The 23032-nt window shown below is 50.3% G+C and carries 32 protein-coding genes; 21 read left to right on the forward strand and 11 right to left on the reverse strand.

Translation table 11 applies throughout. From position 1 onward, the window contains the following. Positions 1-107: 107 nt before the first annotated feature. A complete protein-coding gene (locus tag ACX1CU_RS13050; protein WP_459398734.1) occupies positions 108-548 on the forward strand; it encodes a hypothetical protein in 441 nt (146 codons plus the stop codon). Continuing rightward, positions 545-1849, forward strand: coding sequence for a DUF6575 domain-containing protein (locus tag ACX1CU_RS13055; protein WP_459398735.1), 1305 nt, complete (start codon positions 545-547; stop codon positions 1847-1849). The genes ACX1CU_RS13050 and ACX1CU_RS13055 overlap by 4 nt, the downstream gene beginning before the upstream one ends. Positions 1850-1887: 38 nt before the next feature. Here the strand turns inward: ACX1CU_RS13055 and ACX1CU_RS13060 are convergent, their stop codons facing one another. The 8 genes from ACX1CU_RS13060 to ACX1CU_RS13095 form a co-directional block, all read right to left on the reverse strand. After that, the gene (locus ACX1CU_RS13060; protein ID WP_459398736.1) at positions 1888-2250 is read right to left on the reverse strand and encodes an antiterminator Q family protein; all 363 of its coding nucleotides are present in this window, start codon (positions 2248-2250) and stop codon (positions 1888-1890) included. Next, positions 2247-3287, reverse strand: a complete 1041-nt coding sequence (locus ACX1CU_RS13065) for a DUF968 domain-containing protein (RefSeq protein ID WP_459398737.1) — start codon at positions 3285-3287, stop codon at positions 2247-2249. The genes ACX1CU_RS13060 and ACX1CU_RS13065 overlap by 4 nt, the downstream gene beginning before the upstream one ends. A 1-nt stretch (position 3288) precedes the next feature. Continuing rightward, positions 3289-4044: a hypothetical protein gene (locus tag ACX1CU_RS13070; protein ID WP_459398738.1), complete on the reverse strand. Its 756-nt coding sequence runs from the start codon at positions 4042-4044 to the stop codon at positions 3289-3291. Next, positions 4041-4688, reverse strand: a complete 648-nt coding sequence (locus ACX1CU_RS13075; RefSeq protein ID WP_459398739.1) for a phage N-6-adenine-methyltransferase — start codon at positions 4686-4688, stop codon at positions 4041-4043. The genes ACX1CU_RS13070 and ACX1CU_RS13075 overlap by 4 nt, the downstream gene beginning before the upstream one ends. Next, complete coding sequence (locus ACX1CU_RS13080; RefSeq protein WP_459398740.1) at positions 4685-4915, reverse strand: hypothetical protein; 231 nt, start codon at positions 4913-4915, stop codon at positions 4685-4687. Before ACX1CU_RS13080 ends, ACX1CU_RS13075 begins: the two co-directional genes overlap by 4 nt. Beyond that, positions 4912-6009 carry a conserved phage C-terminal domain-containing protein gene (locus ACX1CU_RS13085; RefSeq protein ID WP_459398741.1) on the reverse strand — a complete coding sequence of 366 codons (1098 nt, stop codon included), beginning with the start codon at positions 6007-6009 and terminating at the stop codon, positions 4912-4914. Before ACX1CU_RS13085 ends, ACX1CU_RS13080 begins: the two co-directional genes overlap by 4 nt. Before the next feature lie 177 nt (positions 6010-6186). Continuing rightward, a complete protein-coding gene (locus tag ACX1CU_RS13090) occupies positions 6187-6759 on the reverse strand; it encodes a YmfL family putative regulatory protein (protein WP_459398742.1) in 573 nt (190 codons plus the stop codon). A 56-nt stretch (positions 6760-6815) separates the two neighbouring features. Further along, on the reverse strand, positions 6816-7046 hold the full coding sequence (locus tag ACX1CU_RS13095; RefSeq protein ID WP_459398743.1) for a helix-turn-helix domain-containing protein: 231 nt from the start codon (positions 7044-7046) through the stop codon (positions 6816-6818). Between the two features lie 72 nt (positions 7047-7118). Here ACX1CU_RS13095 and ACX1CU_RS13100 point away from each other — a divergent pair, with 72 nt between their 5' ends. The 13 genes from ACX1CU_RS13100 (at position 7119) to ACX1CU_RS13160 (ending at position 14483) form a co-directional block, all read left to right on the forward strand. Further along, the gene (locus tag ACX1CU_RS13100; RefSeq protein ID WP_459398744.1) at positions 7119-7844 is read left to right on the forward strand and encodes an XRE family transcriptional regulator; all 726 of its coding nucleotides are present in this window, start codon (positions 7119-7121) and stop codon (positions 7842-7844) included. A gap of 52 nt (positions 7845-7896) precedes the next feature. Continuing rightward, a complete protein-coding gene (locus ACX1CU_RS13105) occupies positions 7897-8322 on the forward strand; it encodes a hypothetical protein (RefSeq protein ID WP_459398745.1) in 426 nt (141 codons plus the stop codon). A 1-nt stretch (position 8323) separates the two neighbouring features. Further along, positions 8324-8839 carry a hypothetical protein gene (locus ACX1CU_RS13110; protein WP_459398746.1) on the forward strand — a complete coding sequence of 172 codons (516 nt, stop codon included), beginning with the start codon at positions 8324-8326 and terminating at the stop codon, positions 8837-8839. Between the two features lie 254 nt (positions 8840-9093). Beyond that, positions 9094-9516, forward strand: a complete 423-nt coding sequence (locus tag ACX1CU_RS13115; protein ID WP_459398747.1) for a helix-turn-helix transcriptional regulator — start codon at positions 9094-9096, stop codon at positions 9514-9516. Positions 9517-9640: 124 nt separating this feature from the next. Next, the gene (locus ACX1CU_RS13120) at positions 9641-9865 is read left to right on the forward strand and encodes a hypothetical protein (RefSeq protein ID WP_459398748.1); all 225 of its coding nucleotides are present in this window, start codon (positions 9641-9643) and stop codon (positions 9863-9865) included. 468 nt (positions 9866-10333) lie between these two features. Then, entirely contained in the window at positions 10334-10705 is a 372-nt protein-coding gene (locus ACX1CU_RS13125) for a hypothetical protein (protein WP_459402805.1), read from the forward strand. Positions 10706-10748: 43 nt separating this feature from the next. After that, positions 10749-11579 (forward strand): YfdQ family protein, encoded by an 831-nt coding sequence (locus ACX1CU_RS13130; protein ID WP_459398749.1) that lies wholly within the window; start codon positions 10749-10751, stop codon positions 11577-11579. Positions 11580-11663: 84 nt separating this feature from the next. Next, a complete protein-coding gene (locus ACX1CU_RS13135) occupies positions 11664-12197 on the forward strand; it encodes an HD family hydrolase (protein ID WP_459398750.1) in 534 nt (177 codons plus the stop codon). Beyond that, positions 12197-12382 carry a DUF1482 family protein gene (locus ACX1CU_RS13140; RefSeq protein WP_459398751.1) on the forward strand — a complete coding sequence of 62 codons (186 nt, stop codon included), beginning with the start codon at positions 12197-12199 and terminating at the stop codon, positions 12380-12382. The genes ACX1CU_RS13135 and ACX1CU_RS13140 overlap by 1 nt, the downstream gene beginning before the upstream one ends. Beyond that, the gene (locus ACX1CU_RS13145) at positions 12372-12875 is read left to right on the forward strand and encodes a class I SAM-dependent methyltransferase (protein ID WP_459398752.1); all 504 of its coding nucleotides are present in this window, start codon (positions 12372-12374) and stop codon (positions 12873-12875) included. The genes ACX1CU_RS13140 and ACX1CU_RS13145 overlap by 11 nt, the downstream gene beginning before the upstream one ends. Positions 12876-12877: 2 nt before the next feature. After that, positions 12878-13087 (forward strand): hypothetical protein, encoded by a 210-nt coding sequence (locus ACX1CU_RS13150; RefSeq protein ID WP_459398753.1) that lies wholly within the window; start codon positions 12878-12880, stop codon positions 13085-13087. 42 nt (positions 13088-13129) lie between these two features. After that, a complete protein-coding gene (locus ACX1CU_RS13155) occupies positions 13130-13375 on the forward strand; it encodes an excisionase (RefSeq protein ID WP_459398754.1) in 246 nt (81 codons plus the stop codon). Next, positions 13356-14483, forward strand: coding sequence for a site-specific integrase (locus ACX1CU_RS13160; RefSeq protein WP_459398755.1), 1128 nt, complete (start codon positions 13356-13358; stop codon positions 14481-14483). Before ACX1CU_RS13155 ends, ACX1CU_RS13160 begins: the two co-directional genes overlap by 20 nt. 17 nt (positions 14484-14500) lie before the next feature. Here the strand turns inward: ACX1CU_RS13160 and ACX1CU_RS13165 are convergent, their stop codons facing one another. Next, positions 14501-15403, reverse strand: a complete 903-nt coding sequence (locus tag ACX1CU_RS13165; RefSeq protein ID WP_459398756.1) for an HNH endonuclease — start codon at positions 15401-15403, stop codon at positions 14501-14503. A gap of 235 nt (positions 15404-15638) precedes the next feature. Further along, positions 15639-16892 (reverse strand): NADP-dependent isocitrate dehydrogenase, encoded by a 1254-nt coding sequence (gene icd / locus ACX1CU_RS13170; protein WP_459398757.1) that lies wholly within the window; start codon positions 16890-16892, stop codon positions 15639-15641. Between the two features lie 139 nt (positions 16893-17031). Between icd and rluE the strand changes: the two genes are divergently transcribed. From rluE to purB, 5 genes are all read left to right on the forward strand, one after another. After that, positions 17032-17658 carry a 23S rRNA pseudouridine(2457) synthase RluE gene (gene rluE / locus ACX1CU_RS13175; protein ID WP_459398758.1) on the forward strand — a complete coding sequence of 209 codons (627 nt, stop codon included), beginning with the start codon at positions 17032-17034 and terminating at the stop codon, positions 17656-17658. A 17-nt stretch (positions 17659-17675) separates the two neighbouring features. Beyond that, positions 17676-18122 carry an NUDIX hydrolase gene (locus tag ACX1CU_RS13180; RefSeq protein WP_459398759.1) on the forward strand — a complete coding sequence of 149 codons (447 nt, stop codon included), beginning with the start codon at positions 17676-17678 and terminating at the stop codon, positions 18120-18122. A gap of 105 nt (positions 18123-18227) precedes the next feature. Beyond that, positions 18228-19331 carry a tRNA 2-thiouridine(34) synthase MnmA gene (gene mnmA, locus ACX1CU_RS13185; protein WP_459398760.1) on the forward strand — a complete coding sequence of 368 codons (1104 nt, stop codon included), beginning with the start codon at positions 18228-18230 and terminating at the stop codon, positions 19329-19331. Between the two features lie 2 nt (positions 19332-19333). Next, positions 19334-19960 carry a high frequency lysogenization protein HflD gene (gene hflD / locus ACX1CU_RS13190; RefSeq protein ID WP_459398761.1) on the forward strand — a complete coding sequence of 209 codons (627 nt, stop codon included), beginning with the start codon at positions 19334-19336 and terminating at the stop codon, positions 19958-19960. A gap of 22 nt (positions 19961-19982) precedes the next feature. Next, entirely contained in the window at positions 19983-21353 is a 1371-nt protein-coding gene (gene purB / locus ACX1CU_RS13195; RefSeq protein ID WP_459398762.1) for an adenylosuccinate lyase, read from the forward strand. 46 nt (positions 21354-21399) lie between these two features. Here the strand turns inward: purB and ACX1CU_RS13200 are convergent, their stop codons facing one another. After that, positions 21400-22101 (reverse strand): GNAT family N-acetyltransferase, encoded by a 702-nt coding sequence (locus ACX1CU_RS13200; protein ID WP_459398763.1) that lies wholly within the window; start codon positions 22099-22101, stop codon positions 21400-21402. A gap of 257 nt (positions 22102-22358) precedes the next feature. Here ACX1CU_RS13200 and phoP point away from each other — a divergent pair, with 257 nt between their 5' ends. Further along, positions 22359-23030, forward strand: coding sequence for a two-component system response regulator PhoP (gene phoP / locus ACX1CU_RS13205; protein ID WP_459398764.1), 672 nt, complete (start codon positions 22359-22361; stop codon positions 23028-23030). Positions 23031-23032 lie beyond the last annotated feature (2 nt).

Here is a 23032-nt window from a genome sequence, read left to right on the forward strand (position 1 = left end):
GAATACTTTAGACATGCCAGGTTAATTGGTAAGGGAAGCTTGGGTTCTTCTCTTTTTTGACTATTGCAACCCCTTGGGTTGGCACCGCATGGATGTAAGGTCGTTACATGGCTAATTCAGCTAAAATAGCAGATTCTTTTGAAGGTGTGTGGCCTGATTGTTTTGCAGATATGGATGGTGTTCCTCCAGAAGATGCTTATCCCCCTTCTGGTGATTTTTACCGAATCACCAACAAACAAAAACCAACTAGAAAGTGCCTAGCTTCAGACTATGATAAAGATCCTGATTTACTGGATATGCGATCAGGTCTACAATTGGTCTGTTCTTACGGGGTTTCAGTTCAGAACACCATCGAAGGTGCGAGGATGACAGTTGGTAGGTTCAGAAACGCAACCCAGAAAAGATACATTGCCAAAGCTTCACTTACTAGTGAGGTTGGACGCGTCAAACAAACATTCAAAGAGGTGTACCACCACACTCTTTGGGTTTTTAAAGGTGTTGAAATCCACAAACATTTTAACTTTGTTGAAGTGGTGGAGCCAAAATGAAAAAGTTATTTACACATTCACCGATACATGGTGATCTCTACTACAAGTCAATTTATGACTATTTTGACGGCCCCAAACTGTTCTCTGTGATAACTAAAAGGGGTGAATTCTTACTTGTTTATTGGATTGATGAGTCTGATACTAGTTACTCTTGGGTATCATTCCCTATATCTAAAAGCAAGTTACTTGCCTTTGAGTCCAAAAGTATAGATATATTTAATATTTTGGAGAAGAAAGATGAGAAGTTATTTTTCTTAATTGAAACGCCTTTTAAAAAAGGAAAACAGCCTGTCTTCACATCCAAACTCGGAAATATTAAAGATTTTATTTTAATGCCTGACACCAATATATATATTAGTTTTGTAGAGAATGTTATTACCAATGATGAAATTGCAGAGTTAGCTGAAACAGGCTGTTTAAATGCAGATTACTCTATACATATTGACAAGCCTAAGTCGAGTAAGTCAATGATCGATTTCAGCATGATATCACCTGTATTTGTAATTATTGATGAACTTTATAAAGAGTTTATCTCTATAATGAACTTTCACGATAAGCTTATTCCCGTTTCAGGAAAACCGGGATCATTTACATTAGACTTTAACTCTAAGGGATTTAATTTGGTAGAAGAGAAATTAACTTTTCTTTCCACTCTAATGAAAAATAGAAAGGACATAACAAGGTTTATTAAAGAAAACAATATACCTTCTCAGTCTTTTGAAAAACTACTCAATCATGTTATAAAAGATGATCTTATAGTAGATTTCTCAAACAAAAATACAGAGAATAATTTTCTAAAAATCAATAAATTAGATGCTGAATACTATGTGAAAAAAATAAACAGCATTACTTCAATGAATGTTAATAGCAAGCAAGTACCCCAAGCTGATACGTTAGATAAAATATTTGAAGTCGTTGAGAATATTTGGAGGAATGGCTTTCTTGAAAGGGACTCTCTGGATCTATCTGATAGACACATCCTTTATTATACAGAAGCATCAAAAATACTTGGGTTTGTTTCCGAGTCAGGGAGAGTGACATCTATCGGACAACAGGTAGTCCTGTCCCCCCTAAATAAAAAGATGGCGATAGCAGCACAAAGTTTTGAAAACTCTCATTGTGGATGGACGTGGATTACGTGGAGTAATGTCACAAATATTACTCAATTAAACCCAAATTCATCTAAAGCGTATTTAGATGAATGTGCGCCCACATTAAGCGAATCAACCAAAGAACGAAGAGCGCGTACACTTAAAAACTGGTGTACCAATTTAAAAAAATCATATCGAGAATTAGGCTAAAAACCGTAGCCCCTTATAGTTAAGGGGCTTTTATATGTTTAAAATTTTAATGCAATGTTTATACCCAGCATCGCCAAACAACCACCTACAAACCCCTCTGCCGTCTGCATCTCTTTCCTGATAGTCCCGTCTGAGCATTTACGCTTTCTGGCAATATAGCGCAGTGATAAGCCGTAGATATGATGCAGAACCACCAGATCGTACTCATCAGGTTTATACTTTTTCAGCCTTGCCACGCAGCCATCAATCAACAACCCATCATCATCAGAACACGATTGCTTGCCGCTACAGCTCGGCGGTAATAGCCCTTTAAACCCGGCAGCAATCGGTGAGTAACCAATGCCACCATCTTGCCGCGCCCACGCGCCCCAGCGTGACAAAACCTCATACATGTCTCTCATACCTTTGCCCCGCGCTTGTTTGCTGTGACGATTGCCCCAAGTCCGAACGCCCGATCCAGGGTGCGGGCAAGGTGATAAAGCTGGCTGCCGTGCTCTGCTTCCCATGCGGCTACATCTTTATGCAGCTCGTCATGGCACCGCCTGGTTAATGGGATGGTGAAGATATCGTGTGGTTTGGTACCGGTACCGCCGAAACCCTGATCAATGATGTGGTGCGGATCATCAGCAGGCATGCCGCAGCCACAACAGCACTTCTGCGACTTGATCCACTGGGTGTACTTCTCGCACTCCCAGCGCTTCATCTTCGGAATTAGCGCAAGGCCAGCAATAGGCTCAGGATCGATATCCACACCTAGCACCGGCTTAATCTGCTCAACGTATTCGTTGACGATCTCCGCTGGTGGACGCTCCCACACGATATCCGCCTCTTTTTTCGGCCCTGATTTGAATTCTACTGGTGGCAGGCGTAGTGCTGACCGCGCCACCGCATCAGGCAGCAGATCGTAAACCTGCTGAATGACAGCCCACCAACAGAGCTCCGGCAACGTCAACTGGTGGTTTTCGTCGAAATTGAAGTGTGCACGCGCCCGGCGTACAACGAAATCAGCCACGTTCTGTTCGGTTAGCGTATCGAGCGCCGGTATAGTTTGCTCGCGTAGGATGTTCTCGTGATGCCAGCACAACCGAACCGCCCCGCAACCGTAGCGGAGCGTGGTCATGTTCTTGTCGTGATAGTCTTCATCCGCTGCTGGCCATTGGCAGGTTGTTGAGCGCTCTAACCAAGCCACCAGCGAATCAACACCACCAGCAGCGGCAATAACTCTGGGCTGCTGGAAGAAGGAAGAAAGACGCGGATCCGCGGCTAACTGCTGCTCATCCACTGGTACCAGCCCGGAAGGCAGCGGTTGTAACTCCGCTGGCTCACTGGCAATAAGCAGCCGCACGCGGCCACTGAAGTGATGTAGCAGTTCACGACCAGGGCGCAGCAGCACCACGCCCAGATCACGCTGCAAGTAAGGAGTAAGCAACATTCTCACATCACACCTCCATCTGCAGTTGCATGCTGAATCGGTCGCGTATTTCGCAGTATTCGAGCGTGCCGGTGCTGTTGAATGCCTCAATGCGCTCAGCCAGAATGTGAGCGCGGGTTTCCTTTGACTGAGGCGAATATGTGCCCTGCCACTTCTTATCGATACCGATATTGCGGGCTACGTTTGTACTATCAGCTGATGCCAGTGGCAGACGAGTAAAGATGTCTTTGTTCAGCATGCGCAAGCCATGGAGTTTTGCGATCGGCCGGTTATGAGCATCAACAACATGCCGAATGATATCCTTGATGCGAGCTACAGCCTTCAGGGGTGATTTCACGTCATACTCACCGCAACTGCCGATCGCCACCCGAGGATATTCATGGCAAAGCCGGATGAATCGGTCTTCGCTTTCGTTCATGTGCCAAACCGGGCAACCGATAAACTTGCCGTGGGGCCACTCCGCCAAAAGAGCATCGTTCTCCGCCGCGCCGCCGTCGATCACGTCCGGTATAACCGCGAAATCTAAGCCTGGATGGTTTTTCCAGCATTCCACCCAGTCGTAATAATCAGACCAGTCGATTTTGTTTTTGCCCGCCTTCTTCCAGATTGAGAACGCGCCATTATCCAGCGCGAACGATTGACAGATCTCTGATGCCAATCCGATCTGGCTGGGATTGGCAAAGGAGATAAACGCATGTCCCGCTGACCATGCCTTCATTGCGCAGGTGTCGGGAGTTATAGGCCCGCCATGATAGTGGATCATGCCGCCACCCCGCGCCCGGCCAGCCAGCTGATCTGCTCTAGAAACGCCCTACCCTGCGCCTCAAGCTGCTCACGGCTGATGTAGCTCATTGCGGGGCCACGCCACGTTTTATCGAAGATAGCGACAGCACCGGCAAAGAATGCACCGGTTGGAACCTGTTTTTCGTCGGCTGGAATAAACCACTTCGGCACGTCAAAACCAATACGCCCGCGAATGAATGCAACGTGATCGGCGTCTTCTGGCCACCAGGTTTCGGAGGTTGCTGCTTTGATCAGGAAAACATACCGGCCTCCACGCTCACGCATCGCCATAGCGTGCGCCATGATGTACGTCATGCCGGTGATGTACTGGCCTTCATGCTGCTGGGCGCGAGAATACGGCGGGTTGCCGAACGCTGCGCCGTGCAGGTCTGCCAGCTTTTCTGACCAATCTTGAGTAAGGGCATTGTCTTCGGCGGTATAGAACGCCGGGCATTTGCTGTTTTCGCCATCGCTGAACAGATCGAGAACAAGCGGGCCGAACATCGCATTGATACCCCAGAACAGCGGGTCTGGGGTGCGCCACTGATCGCCAATCTCTTTCAACTCATGAGCGGGCTGCTGGCGCAGTGCGCTGAGTTTTTCGCAATAGGCACTAACGGTCATAGTGCCCCCTTCGTTTGCTCATAGCGCGCCAACCGCTTAACAAATTGATAGCGCTGCTCTGCGTGATAGCGAGCCAGTACACAATGCCAGTGGCGGCGCTTTGCGATCCTGATCATCTGAATTTCTTCCCACCACAACCGCTTTAACTCGCGGATTTTCCACAAGCGTCTGGCCTGTTTTAGCGCGGCGATCAGTGAGCGTACGTTAATCTGTGTTGCTGTTTTCATGCTGCCTTACCCCCACTTAGTCGCTGTGCGCACTCTGCCCAGATGCGATTCCATGCTGGTACCGAATACAGCGGGCTCATGTTGCGCACGTTTGCGCCATCGGCAGCTTTACGGGCTGCAATCTCAAGTTCACTTGGGTTCTGGACTGGCCGGGCGGAACCAATAAAACGTCGGTATGCCGCGTCACGATCGGTATGGTCAGAGCTGGTAGTTTCACCGGGCTTTAGCCACTTGCCGTTAACTGCCTGCGGTCGGCCTGATTTATCCCACTTGGTAGCACTCAACAGGTAACCCTCGAACTTGCTCGGCTGGTACAAGGTGGATGGGCGCAGGTATTCAGCCATTTCTGCCGATGATCCCCAGTGCGCCTGCTTGTAGTCGGCCACTAGGCACAGATCATCGGTGGTGTGACCTTCGCGCAGTCTGGCCCGGATGTTCTCCAGCGTGCCAGTAGCGGGCTGGTACTTCGAGCCAGTGACCATGTTCAGGTGCTTGAGAACCTGTTTAGCCCGATCAGTAATTTCGACCTCTGGGTCGGTCTGCGCAGCAGGCTGACCAGTAGGTTTTATGATCTGTTTGTTTTGATCTGTGTAGTGATCTGTATAGAGATAGGATTCCGCAGATTCACGGCATTGTTCACGCGCTTCTGCGTTTTCCATTCCGTTATTCTGCGTATTGGATTCCGCACTTTCGCGTTTTCCATTCCGCGATTCTGCGTTTTCCGGTGCAGCCTGGAATATAAGGGCGATCAGCTTGTCGCCATCAATGCGATAATGGTTGGTTGGCGTGCCATTTACCTTGCGGGTGGACACCTCAATAACACCGGGCAAATACTTCTTGCGCAACTTACTGACAACCCGTTGAACCTGATCTTCACTGACGCCACGCAGCTCGCCAGCAAGCTCCTCATGGGTTTTGTAGAACCAGCCGTCGTCCTGTGAGGATTTCCCCGTCCAAAACACAAGCTGGTTCAGAACTGCGGCCAGGGCAAAAGCCTGCTGATCGCTGGCGAAATAATCCAGATACGGGCCAGGGATCACGATGCAGTTCTTCTGTCCAGACATTGCCTGAACAACTTCAAAAATGCGGCTCATGATTCCCCCGGCGATTTACTACACCCACAATTCCCGCCGTGCGCCTGTGGTTACATGGCACCCAGCGGCCTGCTATTCTTCGCTCATACCGATACGGCGCTGGGTGTTCACCACCAGGCAGTGCCAGGCAGCGCAGTTGCGGTAATCGATAGACTGTTGTTAAACTGGCCATGCGATTTATTTCTCCACACAGTGAATTAATTCGCGCTCGACGCCTGGGGCTGCAACCTCGGGCGTCAACTTTTCAGGTGGGCAGAAGACGCGGAAGACTAACGTCGAATGCTCCTGCAACTTCGCGATCGTCAGATACAACTCATCGGTTATTGCCGCCTGTTCGCGGGGATCAATAACACCGTCCTCAATGGATTTTTTAATCTCTTGCGAATACCGACCGATCTGCTCGAATGCGTCTATAAGGCGCTGGTTGATATCGGCGTTATCCACCTCGTCTTGCTCTGGCATAGGGATGAATATCCCACCTGATGCCCGAGCTACGGCGTGAGCTACGTGGTACGTTCCACCAGCACGCTGCAGCACCATGGCCCAACCCAACGGGAAGATCTGATCGCCATCAGTGCGCAGGCGGTTGAACAACGAGTCTTTAGTGATGCCCTTCCTGTCGCCGGGTTCTTTCTTTCCGAGCCACTCTGGCGCTTCGTCATAACCACCAGGCAGTGCGGAAATACATTTCCTGATTGCGGCCACCAGCCATGCCGGTTGTTTCTCGGCTATCCAATGCTTAATACCCACGGTTACCCCCTTAGTTCTGTGGTTTTTTTCTATGAATGATTGGTGGATAATGCCAATTAAGTAATTGGCGCTTGTTTTTTAATCGCCTTAATTTCTTCTTCGGTGTACCGTCCGCCAGATGCTGAGGCGATTTTCTTTGCGTAACTGGTTTCACCCGTGAAATCTGTTCTGGGTAATGAGCCGCGTTTAATCCACTTATAAACAGCCTTGGGCGTTAACCCACAGGCACCTGCGACAACCGAAACTCTGATATCCCTAATGACATCTCCGAGTGTAAGGTTTTGCATATCTTCCCTCTCAATAAAAATGAACTGTAAGTACATATTATGACGGAACTGATAGTACAAGCAAGTACCTATATGATTGAACCTATGGTTCAAGAAGATAAAGTGCGACAAATTTTTGCTCAGCGGCTTGCACTGGCTTGTGATAGAGCGAAACTGGAAGTGCATGGACGCCAGACTGACATTGCTAAAGCTCTTCGCGTTACGCCGAAGGCGGTGAGCAAATGGTTCAATGCCGAATCAATACCTAGGCGAGGGAAGATGGCGGAGCTCGCAGATTACGTAGGTGTTCGTAGTGACTGGCTGCTTGGTGAATACGAGGAGAATCAGATTTTTGATGACGCCCCTATTACTCCTGGGTACTCGAGGGCGTTTAGGGTTGATGTTTTTGACGTGCAAGCCAGTGCAGGACCAGGAGTTATTAATAACGAAGTAATCCAGACGATACGCTCCATTGAATATACGGACGATCATGCTCTCTATATGTTTGGAGGGAAACAAGCTTCGCATATCAAAATGATTACTGTCGATGGTGACAGCATGTCCGGGACCATTGAAATCGGCGACTCGATATTTGTTGACGTAAGCAAGGATTACTTTAATGGCGATGGTATTTACGTTTTTCTTTACAAAAACCATCTTCATGTAAAGCGACTTCAAATGTTGGCTGATCGCCTACTTGTTCATTCTGATAACTCACAGTACACAGACTGGGAGATAGATGAAGATAACGAGCAGCACCTGAAAGTCATGGGGCGCGTTCTGCTTAGTCAGTCACAAGCGTTTAAGCGGCATGGGTAGTTAACCAGTTGAATCTATAAAGCGATTTGGCGCTTATACCAAAGGAAAATCTATGTCTGGATATGAAAGAATTAGCTTTGTTGTACCGTTCAATGACGAAGGTGAGTTAATAAAACCACAGACGAAGTTCACTATTGATACTTTCCCAAAAGATATAACACTTAGGGTTTGCGTGGGCTTTGTTGGCTTAAGGCCTGTTCATAAGTACAGCATTGAGTTATTAATCTCTCCGATACACCTAAAAATGAAGCTGGGTGATTCATTGGAGTTGGCTGACAGTTTTACTGAAACAGCGATAATGGAGATTAACACGAAAGGCTCCATCTTAACGGGAAACGTTGATGGGCAGGTGGATGTTGTTCTCAGGAATATAAATATTCCAGGGAAAGGTATTTATCAAATACTTTGCCATCTCACTGAAAGTAGCGGATCTGCGGGTGTTCTCCATACAAACATAGCCTTCTTTACTACTGAATAATATGGACAAATCAGAAGATAACATACATGAACAGCGCATTGTGCCGGGAAGGCTTACGCGCGTACGCCTTTCAGTAGTTGGTGGAAGAGAGAGTTCAATCACAGTAGGCTATGATGAACCTGACAACATCATTCCAGGGGAGGCTGAAATGTCAGATATGAATAGGGAAGAACTCCAGTCCCACATAAAGGCAAGTAAGGCCGAAATTGACGTAATCGCTGCGTCCATGAGGCTGGAGATGGCTGAGTTTAGAGCATTCCAAGCGCAGCAATTTTCCGCGATTACCACGTCGCTTTCCGAGATAAAGGGGGAGATGATCGGTGCAAAAGGTGAAATTAATGGGTTGCGTGAAGGGATAACTGGTCAGATAAGCGGTTTAAAAGATGGTATCAGTGGGCAAATTGACGGCTTGAAAAGCACAGCGTCAACCACTCAATGGCTTGTGGGTACAATTTTAGCGGTTATCGCCTTGGTTGCGGCGGTTGCTGCGATACCTGGCATTGAAAAAATTTTATAGCTCAGCTCAAACCACGTCCTAACCGTTGTATTCCATAGAAAATAGAAGACAATAATTGCATGTAATTCAAGGCATTTAGATGTCCATGTGTTTTTCTTGAATCATTTTGTACCAATGGTACTTGATTTTTAAGTACCATTAGTACATCATAATCCCATAAACAGCGAACAGGCAGGACGCCCACGAAGTAGCCGCCCGAGGCGCATGAAGATCGGGATGATTCGCGATAGTGGTGATACTCAGCAAGGGGCTTGATGATGGATATAGAGCAAATAGTGCGTGAGGCTGAATGCAAGAAACTGACAGGGCTTTGTCGTACCACTCGCTACCTGATGGAAAAAGAGGGGAAGTTCCCTGCAAGGGTAAAGATTACCGCTCGCGCCGTAGGCTGGAAGCTTTCCGATATTCAAGCATGGATTAAGGAAACAAAATGCGCCGCTGGTGAATTGGCCTCCCTGGGCGGAGAAGCGGGAAGCCAATCACTTGAAACCATCACGATCGACAAAGCATTACTTAAACAACTTATTTATTTGGTTCTCCAACTTCCGGATCTCAGCAGTCAGCTTGCTGCTATTGACGTCGATCCTGGCGCCACAGCGACAGGTGAAATGCTTGTTCACCTTAAGCCAAGCAATTTTCTTCTTCGTCTTGGTGCCGCACTTGATGCATGCGGGTAATTCAAGTTCCTGTTTATCAAACACGGACATAGCAATTCCCTTCTTGGTTGTGTGAGAACTCCCAAGATAACACCGCCGCCTGAGGTGGAGAAGTAACCAGGCACACGTAATGGGAAGGTGAAGAATGAAACCAACGGCACTAAAACCCGGCATGCGCGTGTTGATAACGCCGCACTTCGGCAGCAATAAGTTAAAAGGAACGTTTATAGAGCGCGTGCCGCGTCAATTCCATCGGCCAGCGTACAGCGTTATTAGAGTTGATGAGTTTGCTGGGCTGGATGGATCTGATGTGGTTGATTCCCATTACTCAGATTATGACGTAGCACGGCGGGTTTCTCTGCTGAAGTAGATGCAGCTGACGGTTGGGAAAGACCAGCACACAACAGGCAAGGGCATTGTTACTGCAATATGGCGACGGCCCGATTTGCAGCTAAGCGGAGGCGAACCTTAACGCCAGTGCTCTTTTCGTTGTGGTGAATGTGCAGACCTATGCACCGGTAAGTTTAGCGGGCTTTTCTCTCCGTTTGGCCCTGTCACAACCGGTTCGTCTGGCTGACTAAACGCCTAATGACAACTGCCGGGATCTCCGGACACCGCAATAGCAAGGGTAAGTGCAGTTTTGGCGGCCACGCCGAACGTCAACCAACACCAGGAGGAAGACGACAATGTTCATAGGCTGGCCGCCCTTTTTCACATATCAGGTGGCGTACTGTGCTGGTTCCCTTTTAACCTTTGCAGTCTAAAGCCCCCGGCGCGGTGCGCCACCGATGTGTGGAGAAACATGCGGCGCCATGCCGCTTCGCAAGAGGGCTATTCAATGAGTGATGACCGCAAGACCAATGTGCCGGATTTTCTTGGTGAACTGGATGCCGGTGTGTTTATGAATAAAATCTCAGCAGCGTTAAATGCTACCGCTCTGGGTGTTCTCAATAATGGCGGAAAGGGAAAGGTTGTTCTCACCTTTGATCTTGACCGCCTCAGTAATTCAGTTGAAGAAAAGCGTGTGGGTATTAAGCATCAGCTTAAATTCGTCACCCCTACCCCGCGCGGGAAAGTTTCAGAAGAAGATACCACTGAAACACCTATGTATGTCGGCAAGGGTGGCAAGCTGACTATTCTGCAAGAAGACCAGGGCCAATTATTTACGGTCGCCGGTCAGCCTGACGGAAAACTAAAGATCGCACAGTAATAACGTGCTCCCCTCAATTATTTATTAATAAGGATTTATTCCTATGTCTCAATTAGACGGATCCGCAATCGCTCAAATTCAGGCGCTGACATTGAGTGCTTCATATCTTGATGCAGTAAAAAGCACTGATTGCCCTGTTTCTGTTTTGCCGGATGATGTGTCAGTCGCAAGCCTGGAAGGGTTTCATAAAACCCGCTTCCGCTTCCGTGGGCGCATGAGAACGACCAGTATCGGCGATTTTGTGCGGTACTCCGCTGGCTATGCTGATGATGCCGATGAACCGGCCCGCTGCTTTATCGATGCGGAGAAAATGAGTGCGCGCTCTGTGTTTAATATTGGCACCCTGGCTGCTCCGGGCCACGCTGATAACGTCGCAGATATCAATCTCAAGAAAACCGCACCATTCCGCGCATTGCTGGACATTAATGGCAAGCGCCTTAACCAGAAGCAGATCGCAGAATGGCTGGAAGATTGGTCTGATTTCCTTACCGCGTTCGATGCTGACGGCCAAACCATGCCGATCGCTCAAGCTGCCAGCGCCGTGCGGCGCGTCAGTATCAAGCAGATGCAGGAAGCGGATCATGAAGATGGTGATTTTAGCGGTAAAAAATCACTGATGCAGAGCGTTGAGGCCACAAGTAAAGAGATCATGCCAGTCGCGTTTGAATTCAAATGCGTACCGTATGAAGGTCTTGGCGAGCGCCCTTTCAGTCTTCGCAATGGCCTGTTGAAAAGCGACGAGCCGTGTTTCGTTCTCCGTATCGTACAGCTCGAAGCGAAGGAAGAAGAGATTGCTATCGAGTTCCGTGACCTACTGATCGGGAAATTCGATGGCGAATCAGTTGAGACATTCATCGGTAGTTTTGAATCCTGATTTTTAATTAAGTAATGCAGCCTCAAATACCCCAGCGATGGGGTATTTGGTGAAGTATTGCCTAAACTGTGTGGGGAAATAATTATGTCATGGATTAAAACATTCAGTGGCCTGCATTTTAATTATGCAAAGCCAACACCTGAAAGTATTTGCATTGAAGATATTGTGCAGGCGTTATCACATGAGTGCCGCTTTGCTGGTCATTTACCGGAGTTCTATTCCGTAGCGCAGCATTCTGTATTAGTAAGTCGAATTGTTCCGCCAGAGTTCGCACTGGAGGCTTTATTGCATGATGCCCATGAAGCATATTGCAAAGATATTCCATCGCCGCTTAAACGTTTAATCCCTGACTATCGCGGGATTGAAAACAGTATTGATTTTGTTATCCGTCATAAGTTCGGCCTGCCTGCCGAGCTGAGCTCGGAGGTTAAACATGCTGACCTGGTTATGCTGGCAACCGAACGACGCGATCTGGGGATCGATAATGGCGAACGCTGGCCGATGCTTGACGGCGTGAAACCATCAGAGATGGTAAGCGTCATGCCTCTTAATCCAGCACAGGCGCGTGCGCAATTCGCAAACCGCTATCGGCAGATCACTGGCGAGAGGATTGAGTGATGTTCGGTCTGTTCCTTCTCGTCTGCTACACCTACCAGCCGTGTGATTACGTTCCGCAGGGTTGGGTGTATCCAGATCAATCTAACTGCCTGGCCGATGTGCGCCAGCAACAGTTACCACCTCAGTATGAATGCCTGCCGGTAGATGCAGTTGTTCCGGTCAGTGAGGTCCATCATGAAGAGTAACGCCGCTCAGATTCTTGATATGTGTTGCGGCTCTCGCATGTTCTGGTTCGACAAAGCCGATGACCGCGCCGTGTTCAGTGATATCCGCGCCGAACAGCACACACTTTGCGATGGCCGGCAGCTCGTTATCAGCCCCGATGTGATAGCCGATTTCCGCGCACTGCCCTTTGCTGATGCTTCTTTCTCGGTTGTTGTTTTCGACCCGCCGCACCTTGATCGCGCCGGGCCAAATGGATGGCAGGGGAAGAAGTACGGAAAGTTAAATCGCGATACCTGGCGCAATGATATCCGGGCTGGGTTTTCGGAAGCATTTCGCGTGCTGCGGCCTCACGGCGTTTTGATATTCAAATGGGCGGAAACCCAAATACCCGTAAGCCAAATCATCGTATTGACGGATGAGCAGCCAGCTATTTGGCAGCGCACTGGAAAAGCCGACAAAACGCACTGGATCATCTTCGTCAAAGCTGGGCACTCACAGGAGGAGAGAGCGTGATCATGACTAAGTACCGTGTAACTATCGAAGCGCCAGGGTATGTCTCAACACATTATTTTGAGGCTGCAACCACAGAAGATGCAGAGGAGATTGGAAGTGATATTTTCCATGAATACTGCAATTACGGGGTTTCGCGTGTCGCGGATGATGATGAGACTGATCGGTTTGTAGACCAGGTATGCGGCGATAAGCCAGCAGACCACCAGCAATGATCAGCGGCCCGTTGCAGCGGGCCTATTGTGTGGAGATTAACCATGTTGCAAATGTTAACGCTTGAAGAATGGGCTGCGGAACGATATCGCAGCAAGCCACCCTCTCTGAGTACGCTGCGGCGTTGTGCGAAAGAAGGCCACTTCTCACCACCAGCACGTAAAGAAGGCAGGCTGTGGCGGGTGCGAGAAGATGCTGAATTAGTCGGGCCGCTTACATCCCCGGTAATTAGGCACTCTGATAATCCAAGGCTTCAAAGGATCTTGAACGATGGCAGCTCGTCCACGTAAGAATAATGTCGATATCCCTAACCTGTACCCGCTATTCAGCCGCAAGGCTAATAAGGTGTATTGGCGTTATCGCCACCCGGTTACCGGGAAGTATCACGCGCTAGGTGACAATGAGCAGGAAGCCCGTGAAATTGCGATAGAGGCCAACAGCAGGTTGGCTGAGCAGCGCAGTCGCCAAATGCTGGCATTAGGTGACCGGTTGGCACGGATCCGGGGAAAGGAAATTACCGTCAGCACTTGGTTAGATCGGTACTGGAAAATACAGGAGGAGCGTCTCGCGTCAGGCGATATTAAGCAGAACACATTCAAGCAAAAGCGCAAACCTGTAGATCTCCTGCGCCATAGTTTTTCCATGAAGCCGCTGCCATCTGTCGATGCAAGAGACATATCCTTACTGCTGGATGAGTATATTTCTGCGGGTCAGCCTCGAATGGCTCAGGTTGTTCGCTCAGTACTGATCGACGTGTTCAAGGAGGCACAGCATTTTGGTGAGGTTCCACCAGGCTATAACCCGGCGCTGGCCACCAAGCAACCGCGGCGCAAAATTACCCGTCAGCGTCTGAACCTTGAAGAGTGGCAACTGATTTTCGACATCGCCAATAAACAACATAAGTACATGGGCAACGCAATGCTGCTGGCTATTGTGACCGGCCAGCGGCTTGGGGACGTTTCAGCTATGAAGTTTAGTGATATCTGGGATGACCATTTACACGTGATCCAGGAGAAGACAGGCACCAAGCTGGCGATCCCCCTTTCTCTTCGCTGTGATACTTTGAATATGTCGCTGCGCGATGTGGTAGCCCGCTGCCGGGATCATGTGGTCAGCCAGTATCTGGTTCACTACTTTCGTGGCACCTCGATGGCGGAGCGCGGAGCTCAGGTATCTGCAAACACGTTAACCACGAATTTCAGTAAAGCTAGAGATCTCGCAAACATCGATTGGGGATCGGGAACGCCAGCAACATTTCACGAACAGCGTTCTCTTTCAGAGCGGCTATACAGCGAGCAAGGTGTAAATACGCAACTCCTTCTTGGTCATAAATCGCAAAAGCAAACTGAACAATATCACGATGATAGAGGTAAAAACTGGATCACTGTGAACTGCTAGCTTGGAGGTACTCCAAGCTATTGCTCTTTCTCAAACCCAAAAATCACGCGGTGCCGTTTTAAGTATTTTTTATTCTCCCCAAACAGCCCATCAATTTTTGAGTCCAAGGGGATTTTTAAATCACGAAGCAGACCTGAAAATTCTTTCTTGTGCAATAAGTGTCCATTATCATCAAAGCTGATCATGCCCCGATCGAACAATCTGTCCAGGTTAGGAATGAGGGGGAATCCGTTGTAAGGGTCAACTTTCTCTTTGTCATTTGAGATAGACCACGAAACAATATGGGACGCGGTTAGCATTGACTCAAGCGCAATGCCTGTGACTGCGCATTTTCCGCCCCACTTCTTAAATAATTTATCTCGGTAGGGGCCGTGACCAACACGAGCCTGAATGATTGTTTCTTTGGTGCTTCCGGTGGCTTCTTTTACCTTAGTGGTCTCCTTATTGAAGTCTATTGAGACATTTTCACTAATGAAGCTTGCTATCATTTTTGCCGCGACTTCGGGAATCTCACACATATACGTTTGTGTGCACGAACCATTCTCGGCAAAGACTGATGGACGACTCAACTCATTATATGAACTCATAAATATCTCGCTAAACTGCGAAACATCGATCGGGTGCCCCAAGACGGTCAATTCTACCTCTACTCGAGTGCCCTCTCGCTCCCATTTATCAAAGGATCGACTCAGGGGGCGCGGCGCAAATTCCGCATCGGCTGTAGCAGTAGCCACATAGACTATCTCCCTATCCTTATTGCAGAAAATAACATCTCCAGCTTTTACGCCCTTTACTGCCTCCCACGAAGCATTGCTAAACTTTTTCCCATTCTTGTTCATTCCGAATTGAGGAGCCCAGAGGAAATTTTGCTCTTTGACTTCTTTATAGCTGCCACCAATGTTCACCCAGAAAAAGCTCATTCATACTCCTTGTAGGGTTCTTTTCTTATTTCCGAAAAAGACATTTGTAGAGAGTTTACCGTCAGTTTTACAGGACATTTTAGACTCAGCTCAACCTTTAAATAATCATGAGCAAGGCATCCAAATAACCGCGTTTTGATAACTTATTTTGATAACGTTTTGATAACCGTTACATATTGAATAATAAAAAACGGGAACCATCAGGCTCCCGTAATCATTTAACGCCCAAACACCATTACATGTGTTTAACGATAGCGTCGCCAAACTCTGAACATTTCAGCAGCTTAGCGCCTTCCATCAGGCGTTCAAAGTCATAGGTCACGGTCTTGGCAGCGATTGCGCCTTCCATGCCCTTAACAATCAGGTCAGCCGCTTCGAACCAGCCCATATGACGCAGCATCATCTCAGCGGACAGGATGATGGAACCTGGGTTCACTTTATCTTGGCCAGCATACTTAGGCGCAGTGCCGTGGGTAGCTTCAAACAGCGCACAGTCGGAACCGATGTTGGCACCAGGGGCGATACCGATACCACCAACCTGTGCGGCCAGGGCGTCAGAAATGTAGTCACCGTTCAGGTTCATACAGGCGATAACGTCGTATTCCGCCGGGCGCAGCAGGATTTGCTGCAAGAATGCATCGGCGATCACGTCTTTAACCACGATCTCTTTACCCGTGTTCGGGTTCTTGATCTTCAGCCATGGGCCACCATCGATCAGTTCACCACCAAACTCTTCACGCGCCAGTTCGTAGCCCCAATCTTTGAAGGCACCTTCGGTGAACTTCATGATGTTGCCTTTGTGAACCAGGGTCACAGAATCACGGTCGTTGGTGATCGCATATTCGATCGCCGCACGTACCAGGCGTTTGGTGCCTTCTTCAGAACATGGCTTGATGCCAATACCGCACTGCTCTGGGAAGCGAATTTTCTTCACGCCCATTTCATCGCGCAGGAATTTGATCACTTTGTCAGCTTCTGCTGAACCGGCTTTCCATTCGATACCGGCGTAGATGTCTTCGGCGTTTTCACGGAAGATCACCATATCAGTCAGTTCAGGTTGTTTTACCGGGCTTGGCGTGCCCTGGTAGTAACGCACCGGGCGCAGGCACACATACAGATCGAGCTGCTGGCGCAGGGCAACGTTCAGGGAGCGGATGCCGCCACCAACCGGAGTGGTCAGCGGGCCTTTGATAGCAACGCGGTAGTCACGGATAAGACTCAGTGTTTCGTCCGGCAGCCACACGTCTTTCCCATAAACGTGGGTGGATTTCTCACCAGTATAAATCTCCATCCAGGAGATTTTACGTTCGCCGTGGTAGGCTTTTTTTACTGCTGCATCAACCACGTGAATCATAGCAGGGGTAACATCGACACCGATACCGTCACCTTCGATGAACGGGATGATCGGGTTAGGCGGAACAACCAGTTTACCCTGGGCATCAACCGTAATCTTTTTACCTTCTGCCGGAACAACTACTTTGCTTTCCATCAACCTCTCCTTCATTCTTCAAGCGCAATTTTTGTTAATGCTTTGTAAGATGCGTGTCAATACTACTTGAATATTCAGTCCGCGCCAATCCGAAACGGATTCGGTTATAATGCGCCTATCATCCGTAATATCAACGACTATGAATAAATTCCCTGTTAAAAATCACCAAGTTAAACGATTCAGCCCAGCTAAACCCGCCGCTCGCGCAGCGCCGCAGGGGCCGCGCCGAATCGTGTTATTCAACAAACCTTTTGATGTATTGCCGCAGTTTACCGACGAAGCCGGACGTACCACGCTGAAAGCGTTCATTCCCTTTACCGACGTCTATGCGGCCGGGCGCCTTGATCGCGACAGCGAAGGGTTACTGGTGCTTACCAATGACGGCAAGTTGCAGGCGCAACTGACACAACCGGGTAAGCGTACCGGTAAAGTGTATTACGTGCAGGTCGAAGGTGAACCGCAAGACAGCGATTTGGCGCAATTACGCACAGGCGTGACGTTAAAAGATGGCCCAACGTTGCCCGCTGGCGTGGAGCTTGTGGACGAGCCTCAGTGGTTATGGCCACGCAACCCGCCAATCCGCGAGCGCAAATCCATACCGACCTGCTGGTTGAAAATCACCTTGTATGAAGGCCGCAACCGCCAGGTGCGACGCATGACGGCGCATATCGGCTTCCCTACCCTGCGCCTGATTCGCTACAGTATGGGGAACCTTTCCTTGGGTACATTGCAGCCCGGTGAATGGCAATCTATTGATTCGCTGTAACCACTAGAGGAACCACCATGTTCAAACCACACGTCACCGTTGCCTGCGTGGTTCATGCCGCCGGTAAATTTTTGATCGTCGAAGAAACCATCAATCACAAAGCCTTGTGGAATCAGCCGGCAGGCCATTTGGAGGCGGATGAAACGCTGATCCAGGCCGCCGAACGCGAGCTGTGGGAAGAAACGGGCATTCGCGCCACGCCGCAGGCGTTCCTGCGCATGCATCAGTGGATCGCACCGGACAGCACGCCGTTTCTGCGCTTCAGCTTTGTGATTGAGCTGGAAAGCCCGTTGCCCACCGAGCCGCACGACAGCGATATTGATCGTTGCCTGTGGCTGACCGCCGAAGAGATTTTGTCCGCCAGCAACCTGCGTTCCCCGCTGGTTGCCGAGAGCATTCGCTGTTATCAGCAGCCGGAGCGTTATCCTTTATCACTGGTCGCCAGCTTCAACTGGCCATTTTGACGGCATAGACAACATATAAGTGCCGTGCGCGCAGGCGGCCAACATGGTAAAGTACTGCGCTTGTTTTTTATCACACAGTCATGTGTTCAAGTTCGTGAGATCCCCATGTCAGACAACAGCCAGAAAAAAGTAATCGTCGGGATGTCCGGCGGTGTCGACTCTTCCGTTACTGCCTATCTGTTACAGCAACAGGGCTATCAGGTCGCTGGGCTGTTTATGAAGAACTGGGAAGAGGACGATGACGAGGAATACTGTTCAGCCGCCACCGATTTGGCCGATGCGCAAGCGGTTTGCGACAAACTTGGCATTGAGCTGCACACGGTGAACTTCGCCGCCGAATACTGGGATAACGTGTTCGAACTGTTCCTCGAAGAATATAAAGCGGGGCGCACGCCAAACCCGGACATCCTGTGTAATAAAGAGATCAAATTCAAAGCGTTCCTGGAATTTGCCGCAGAAGATCTGGGGGCAGATTACATCGCTACCGGCCACTATGTGCGCCGCCAGGACGTTGACGGTAAAAGCCGCCTGCTGCGCGGCATCGATGGCAACAAAGACCAGAGCTATTTCCTCTATACCCTCAGCCACGAGCAGGTAGCACAAAGCCTGTTCCCGGTGGGCGAGCTGGAAAAACCGGAAGTGCGCCGCATCGCGGAACAACTGGAGCTGGTCACCGCCAAGAAAAAAGATTCCACCGGCATCTGTTTTATCGGCGAACGTAAATTCCGCGACTTCCTCGGCCGCTACCTGCCTGCGCAACCCGGCCCGATCGTCAGCGTTGACGGCCAGACCATCGGTGAACACCAGGGGTTGATGTATCACACCCTCGGCCAGCGTAAAGGGCTGGGCATTGGCGGGATGAAAGACAGCAGCGAAGACCCGTGGTATGTGGTGGATAAAGACGTTGCCAACAATATTCTGATCGTTGCCCAAGGTCACGATCATCCGCGCCTGATGTCCACTGGCCTGATCGCCCAACAGCTGCACTGGGTCGATCGTCAGCCACTGACGGCAGCCCTGCGTTGCACGGTGAAGACCCGTTATCGCCAGCAAGACATTCCCTGCACCGTCACGCCGATCGACGCAGAGCGTATTGAAGTACGCTTCGACGAACCGGTTGCTGCCGTGACCCCAGGCCAATCCGCCGTGTTCTATCTCGGCGATATTTGCCTGGGCGGCGGCATTATCGAACAACGCTTACAGGAGTAATCGTGGCGAAGAATTATTACGACATCACGTTGGCGATGGCTGGAATCAGCCAGTCAGCGCGCTTGGTACAGCAACTGGCGCACGAAGGGCAAGCCGATCGCGAAGCGTTTCACACCTCGCTGAGCAGCCTGTTGCAGATGGATCCCCCTTCTACGCTGGCGGTATTCGGTGGCGAAGAGCGTAACCTGAAAATGGGCCTTGAGACGCTAATGGGCGTGCTCAATGCCAACAATAAAGGCCCGGCTGCCGAGCTGACCCGTTACACCATCAGCCTGATGGTGTTGGAGCGTAAGCTGAATGCCAACAAATCGGCGATGAATACCCTCGGCGATCGCCTGAGCCAGTTAGAGCGCCAACTGGCGCATTTTGAGCTGGAGTCAGACACCATCATCAGCGCGTTGGCCGGTATTTATGTCGACGTGGTGGCACCGCTGGGGCCGCGTATTCAGGTGACCGGATCACCCGCTATCCTGCAAAATCCGCAGGTGCAGGCCAAGGTGCGCGCCACGCTGCTCGCAGGCATTCGTGCTGCGGTGCTGTGGCAACAGGTTGGCGGCAGCCGCCTGCAATTAATGTTTTCCCGTAATCGTCTGTTCAAACAGGCGCAAAATATCGTTGCTCATTGTTAATCGATCCCAGGAGTTGCTACCGATGGAATTATCCTCACTGACCGCCGTTTCCCCCGTTGACGGACGCTACGGTGATAAAGTCAGCGCACTGCGCACCATTTTCAGCGAATACGGTTTGCTGAAATTTCGCGTGCAGGTTGAAGTACGTTGGCTGCAAAAACTGGCTGCCTGCACACAAATCAAGGAAGTTCCGGCTTTTGATGCCGACGCAAACGCTTACCTTGATAAAATCGTCGCAGAGTTCAGCGAACAAGACGCACAGCGCATTAAAACCATTGAACGCACCACCAACCACGATGTGAAAGCGGTTGAATACTTCCTGAAAGAAAAGGTGGAAGCCGTCCCTGCCCTACAGGCGGTATCGGAGTTTATCCACTTCGCCTGTACTTCAGAGGACATCAACAACCTGTCACACGCGCTGATGCTGCAAACGGCACGTCAGGACGTGGTGCTGCCGTTCTGGCGCAAAATCATTGATGCACTCAAAGGGCTGGCGCTGGAATACCGCGACATTCCGCTGCTGTCCCGCACCCATGGCCAGCCAGCGACCCCTTCCACCGTCGGTAAAGAGTTCGCCAACGTGGCTTACCGTATGGAACGTCAGTTCCGTCAGTTGGAACGCGTTGAGATCCTGGGGAAAATCAACGGCGCCGTGGGCAACTACAACGCTCACATTGTGGCTTACCCGGAAGTGGACTGGCACCGTTTCAGCGAAGAATTTGTCACTTCGCTGGGCATTACCTGGAACCCGTACACCACCCAGATCGAACCGCACGACTATATCGCCGAACTGTTCGACTGCATCGCGCGTTTCAACACCATTCTGATCGACTTTGACCGTGATATCTGGGGTTACATCGCCCTCAATCACTTCAAGCAGAAAACCATTGCCGGTGAAATTGGTTCCTCCACCATGCCGCACAAGGTTAACCCGATCGACTTCGAGAACTCCGAAGGCAATCTGGGCCTGGCTAATGCCGTGATGGGCCACCTGGCGAGCAAATTGCCAGTTTCCCGCTGGCAGCGCGATCTGACCGACTCCACCGTGCTGCGCAACCTGGGCGTCGGCCTGGGTTATGCACTGATCGCCTATCAGGCCACCCTGAAGGGCATCAGCAAGCTGGAAGTGAATCAGGCGCACCTACTGGACGAACTGGATCACAACTGGGAAGTGCTGGCTGAACCAATCCAGACGGTGATGCGCCGTTACGGCATCGAAAAGCCCTACGAGAAGCTGAAAGAGCTGACCCGTGGCAAACGCGTGGATGCGGCCGGGATGCAGGCGTTTATCGACAGCCTGGAACTGCCGGAAGAAGAGAAAACCCGCCTGAAAGCCATGACCCCCGCCAATTACATTGGCCGTGCCACCAGCATGGTTGATGAGCTGAAATAAGCTCGCGGCAAGACTAATGAGGCGGCTTTTCAGTCGCCTCAATTTTTTACGGCATAAACGCCTGCAACCGCTGTTTCTGTTGCCCGTCGGCGGTAAAGTTATTCTCATCCAACCACTGTTCGAACGCGGTACGCACTGCGGGCCAGCGATCTTCGGTCATCGCAAACCAGTCGGTATCACGGCTGCGCCCTTTGGTCACCAGCGCTTTCATAAATCGCCCCTCATAGCTGAACCCGAAACGCAGCGCCGCCTGCCGGGATGGCTCATTCAGGCTGTCGCACTTCCATTCACAGCGGCGATAACCCAATTCGTCAAAGGTGTAGCGTAACATCAGGTAAATCGCCTCTGTGGCACAAGAGCGCTGCTTCATCAGCGGTGACCAGTTGACGTGGCCAATCTCCAACACGCCGATCGCCTCTTCAATACGCATAAAAGCCACCGTTCCTACCGGTATTTGACTATGCGAGTCGATCACCACCAGATTCGCCAGACCCGTATTGGCTTCGAGCTTTGCCAAATGCGCACGCATTTCCGGCAAGCTTTCGGGCCGCTCGCCCATAAGATAGGTCCAATCGCGGCCATCCGCTGCTTGCTGGTACGCATTGAATAGCGCGGCAAAATCTCGCTCGGCGTCTAATGCAACGAGGTGGCAAAACTTACCGGTCAGGGTTGCACCGGTCGGCCGTATCCGCGGTTGCCACTGCGGTAATGGATCCCCCACCGGCTGACCATATTGATTTATCACCATAAACGTCTTCCATCTGATTGCTGCAAATTTGATTATGTTGGGTTCGAAAGCAACCCCTTCGTTTAAGTTTGGTTTACCTTTGTCTCTATGCTGTTTATCCTGCGTTTATTACCTACTGCCGATAATTGCCGCATCCCATTGTGTGATAACACGGATTTCCAATTACCCGCCTGCGGCATCAACGGGTTATACCTACCATAACTTAGCGCGCTCTGGGTAGTCGGAACTTCACCCGCGTATTTACAGGAGTCTGCCCCATGCGAGTACTGGTTGTTGAAGATAATGGTCTATTGCGCCACCACCTCTCCGTGCAGATGCGCGAAATGGGGCATCAGGTGGATGCGGCGGAAGACGCCAAAGAGGCTGATTATTTTTTGCAGGAACATGCGCCTGATATCGCCATCGTCGATCTCGGCTTGCCAGGGGAAGACGGCCTGAGCCTGATCCGCCGCTGGCGCGCCCATCAGATGAATTTGCCCATTCTGGTGCTGACAGCCCGTGAAAGCTGGCAAGATAAAGTCGCCGTGCTGGAAGCCGGTGCCGATGATTACGTCACCAAACCCTTCCACTTGGAAGAGGTGATCGCCCGTATGCAAGCGCTGATGCGCCGCAACAGTGGCCTGGCCTCACAGGTGATCGTCCTGCCGCCCTTCCAGATCGACCTTTCGCGCCGCGAGTTAAGCGTTAACGAACAGCAAATCAAGCTGACGGCGTTTGAGTACACCATCATCGAAACCCTGATCCGTAACGCGGGCAAAGTGGTGAGCAAAGATTCGCTGATGCTGCAACTTTACCCGGATGCAGAGCTGCGCGAGAGCCACACCATTGACGTACTGATGGGCCGCCTGCGTAAGAAACTGCAAGCGGAATATCCACAGGAAGTGATCACGACCGTGCGTGGTCAGGGCTATCGCTTTGATGCTAAGTGAAC

Source organism: Serratia sp. D1N4 (assembly GCF_054552755.1).

Coding starts and splice junctions, on each gene's coding strand:
- ACX1CU_RS13160 (WP_459398755.1), top strand. CDS start 13,356: ATGGCAGCTCGTCCACGTAAGAATAATGTCGATATCCCTAACCTGTAC.
- ACX1CU_RS13180 (WP_459398759.1), top strand. CDS start 17,676: ATGTTCAAACCACACGTCACCGTTGCCTGCGTGGTTCATGCCGCCGGT.
- ACX1CU_RS13110 (WP_459398746.1), top strand. CDS start 8,324: ATGGACAAATCAGAAGATAACATACATGAACAGCGCATTGTGCCGGGA.
- ACX1CU_RS13070 (WP_459398738.1), bottom strand. CDS start 4,044: ATGATCCACTATCATGGCGGGCCTATAACTCCCGACACCTGCGCAATG.
- ACX1CU_RS13115 (WP_459398747.1), top strand. CDS start 9,094: ATGATGGATATAGAGCAAATAGTGCGTGAGGCTGAATGCAAGAAACTG.
- ACX1CU_RS13105 (WP_459398745.1), top strand. CDS start 7,897: ATGTCTGGATATGAAAGAATTAGCTTTGTTGTACCGTTCAATGACGAA.
- ACX1CU_RS13150 (WP_459398753.1), top strand. CDS start 12,878: ATGACTAAGTACCGTGTAACTATCGAAGCGCCAGGGTATGTCTCAACA.
- ACX1CU_RS13155 (WP_459398754.1), top strand. CDS start 13,130: ATGTTGCAAATGTTAACGCTTGAAGAATGGGCTGCGGAACGATATCGC.
- ACX1CU_RS13200 (WP_459398763.1), bottom strand. CDS start 22,101: ATGGTGATAAATCAATATGGTCAGCCGGTGGGGGATCCATTACCGCAG.
- ACX1CU_RS13060 (WP_459398736.1), bottom strand. CDS start 2,250: ATGAGAGACATGTATGAGGTTTTGTCACGCTGGGGCGCGTGGGCGCGG.
- ACX1CU_RS13075 (WP_459398739.1), bottom strand. CDS start 4,688: ATGACCGTTAGTGCCTATTGCGAAAAACTCAGCGCACTGCGCCAGCAG.
- purB (WP_459398762.1), top strand. CDS start 19,983: ATGGAATTATCCTCACTGACCGCCGTTTCCCCCGTTGACGGACGCTAC.
- ACX1CU_RS13145 (WP_459398752.1), top strand. CDS start 12,372: ATGAAGAGTAACGCCGCTCAGATTCTTGATATGTGTTGCGGCTCTCGC.
- ACX1CU_RS13080 (WP_459398740.1), bottom strand. CDS start 4,915: ATGAAAACAGCAACACAGATTAACGTACGCTCACTGATCGCCGCGCTA.
- ACX1CU_RS13140 (WP_459398751.1), top strand. CDS start 12,197: ATGTTCGGTCTGTTCCTTCTCGTCTGCTACACCTACCAGCCGTGTGAT.
- ACX1CU_RS13120 (WP_459398748.1), top strand. CDS start 9,641: ATGAAACCAACGGCACTAAAACCCGGCATGCGCGTGTTGATAACGCCG.
- ACX1CU_RS13135 (WP_459398750.1), top strand. CDS start 11,664: ATGTCATGGATTAAAACATTCAGTGGCCTGCATTTTAATTATGCAAAG.
- icd (WP_459398757.1), bottom strand. CDS start 16,892: ATGGAAAGCAAAGTAGTTGTTCCGGCAGAAGGTAAAAAGATTACGGTT.
- phoP (WP_459398764.1), top strand. CDS start 22,359: ATGCGAGTACTGGTTGTTGAAGATAATGGTCTATTGCGCCACCACCTC.
- ACX1CU_RS13055 (WP_459398735.1), top strand. CDS start 545: ATGAAAAAGTTATTTACACATTCACCGATACATGGTGATCTCTACTAC.
- ACX1CU_RS13100 (WP_459398744.1), top strand. CDS start 7,119: ATGATTGAACCTATGGTTCAAGAAGATAAAGTGCGACAAATTTTTGCT.
- ACX1CU_RS13095 (WP_459398743.1), bottom strand. CDS start 7,046: ATGCAAAACCTTACACTCGGAGATGTCATTAGGGATATCAGAGTTTCG.
- ACX1CU_RS13125 (WP_459402805.1), top strand. CDS start 10,334: ATGAGTGATGACCGCAAGACCAATGTGCCGGATTTTCTTGGTGAACTG.
- ACX1CU_RS13050 (WP_459398734.1), top strand. CDS start 108: ATGGCTAATTCAGCTAAAATAGCAGATTCTTTTGAAGGTGTGTGGCCT.
- ACX1CU_RS13130 (WP_459398749.1), top strand. CDS start 10,749: ATGTCTCAATTAGACGGATCCGCAATCGCTCAAATTCAGGCGCTGACA.
- mnmA (WP_459398760.1), top strand. CDS start 18,228: ATGTCAGACAACAGCCAGAAAAAAGTAATCGTCGGGATGTCCGGCGGT.
- ACX1CU_RS13085 (WP_459398741.1), bottom strand. CDS start 6,009: ATGAGCCGCATTTTTGAAGTTGTTCAGGCAATGTCTGGACAGAAGAAC.
- rluE (WP_459398758.1), top strand. CDS start 17,032: ATGAATAAATTCCCTGTTAAAAATCACCAAGTTAAACGATTCAGCCCA.
- ACX1CU_RS13165 (WP_459398756.1), bottom strand. CDS start 15,403: ATGAGCTTTTTCTGGGTGAACATTGGTGGCAGCTATAAAGAAGTCAAA.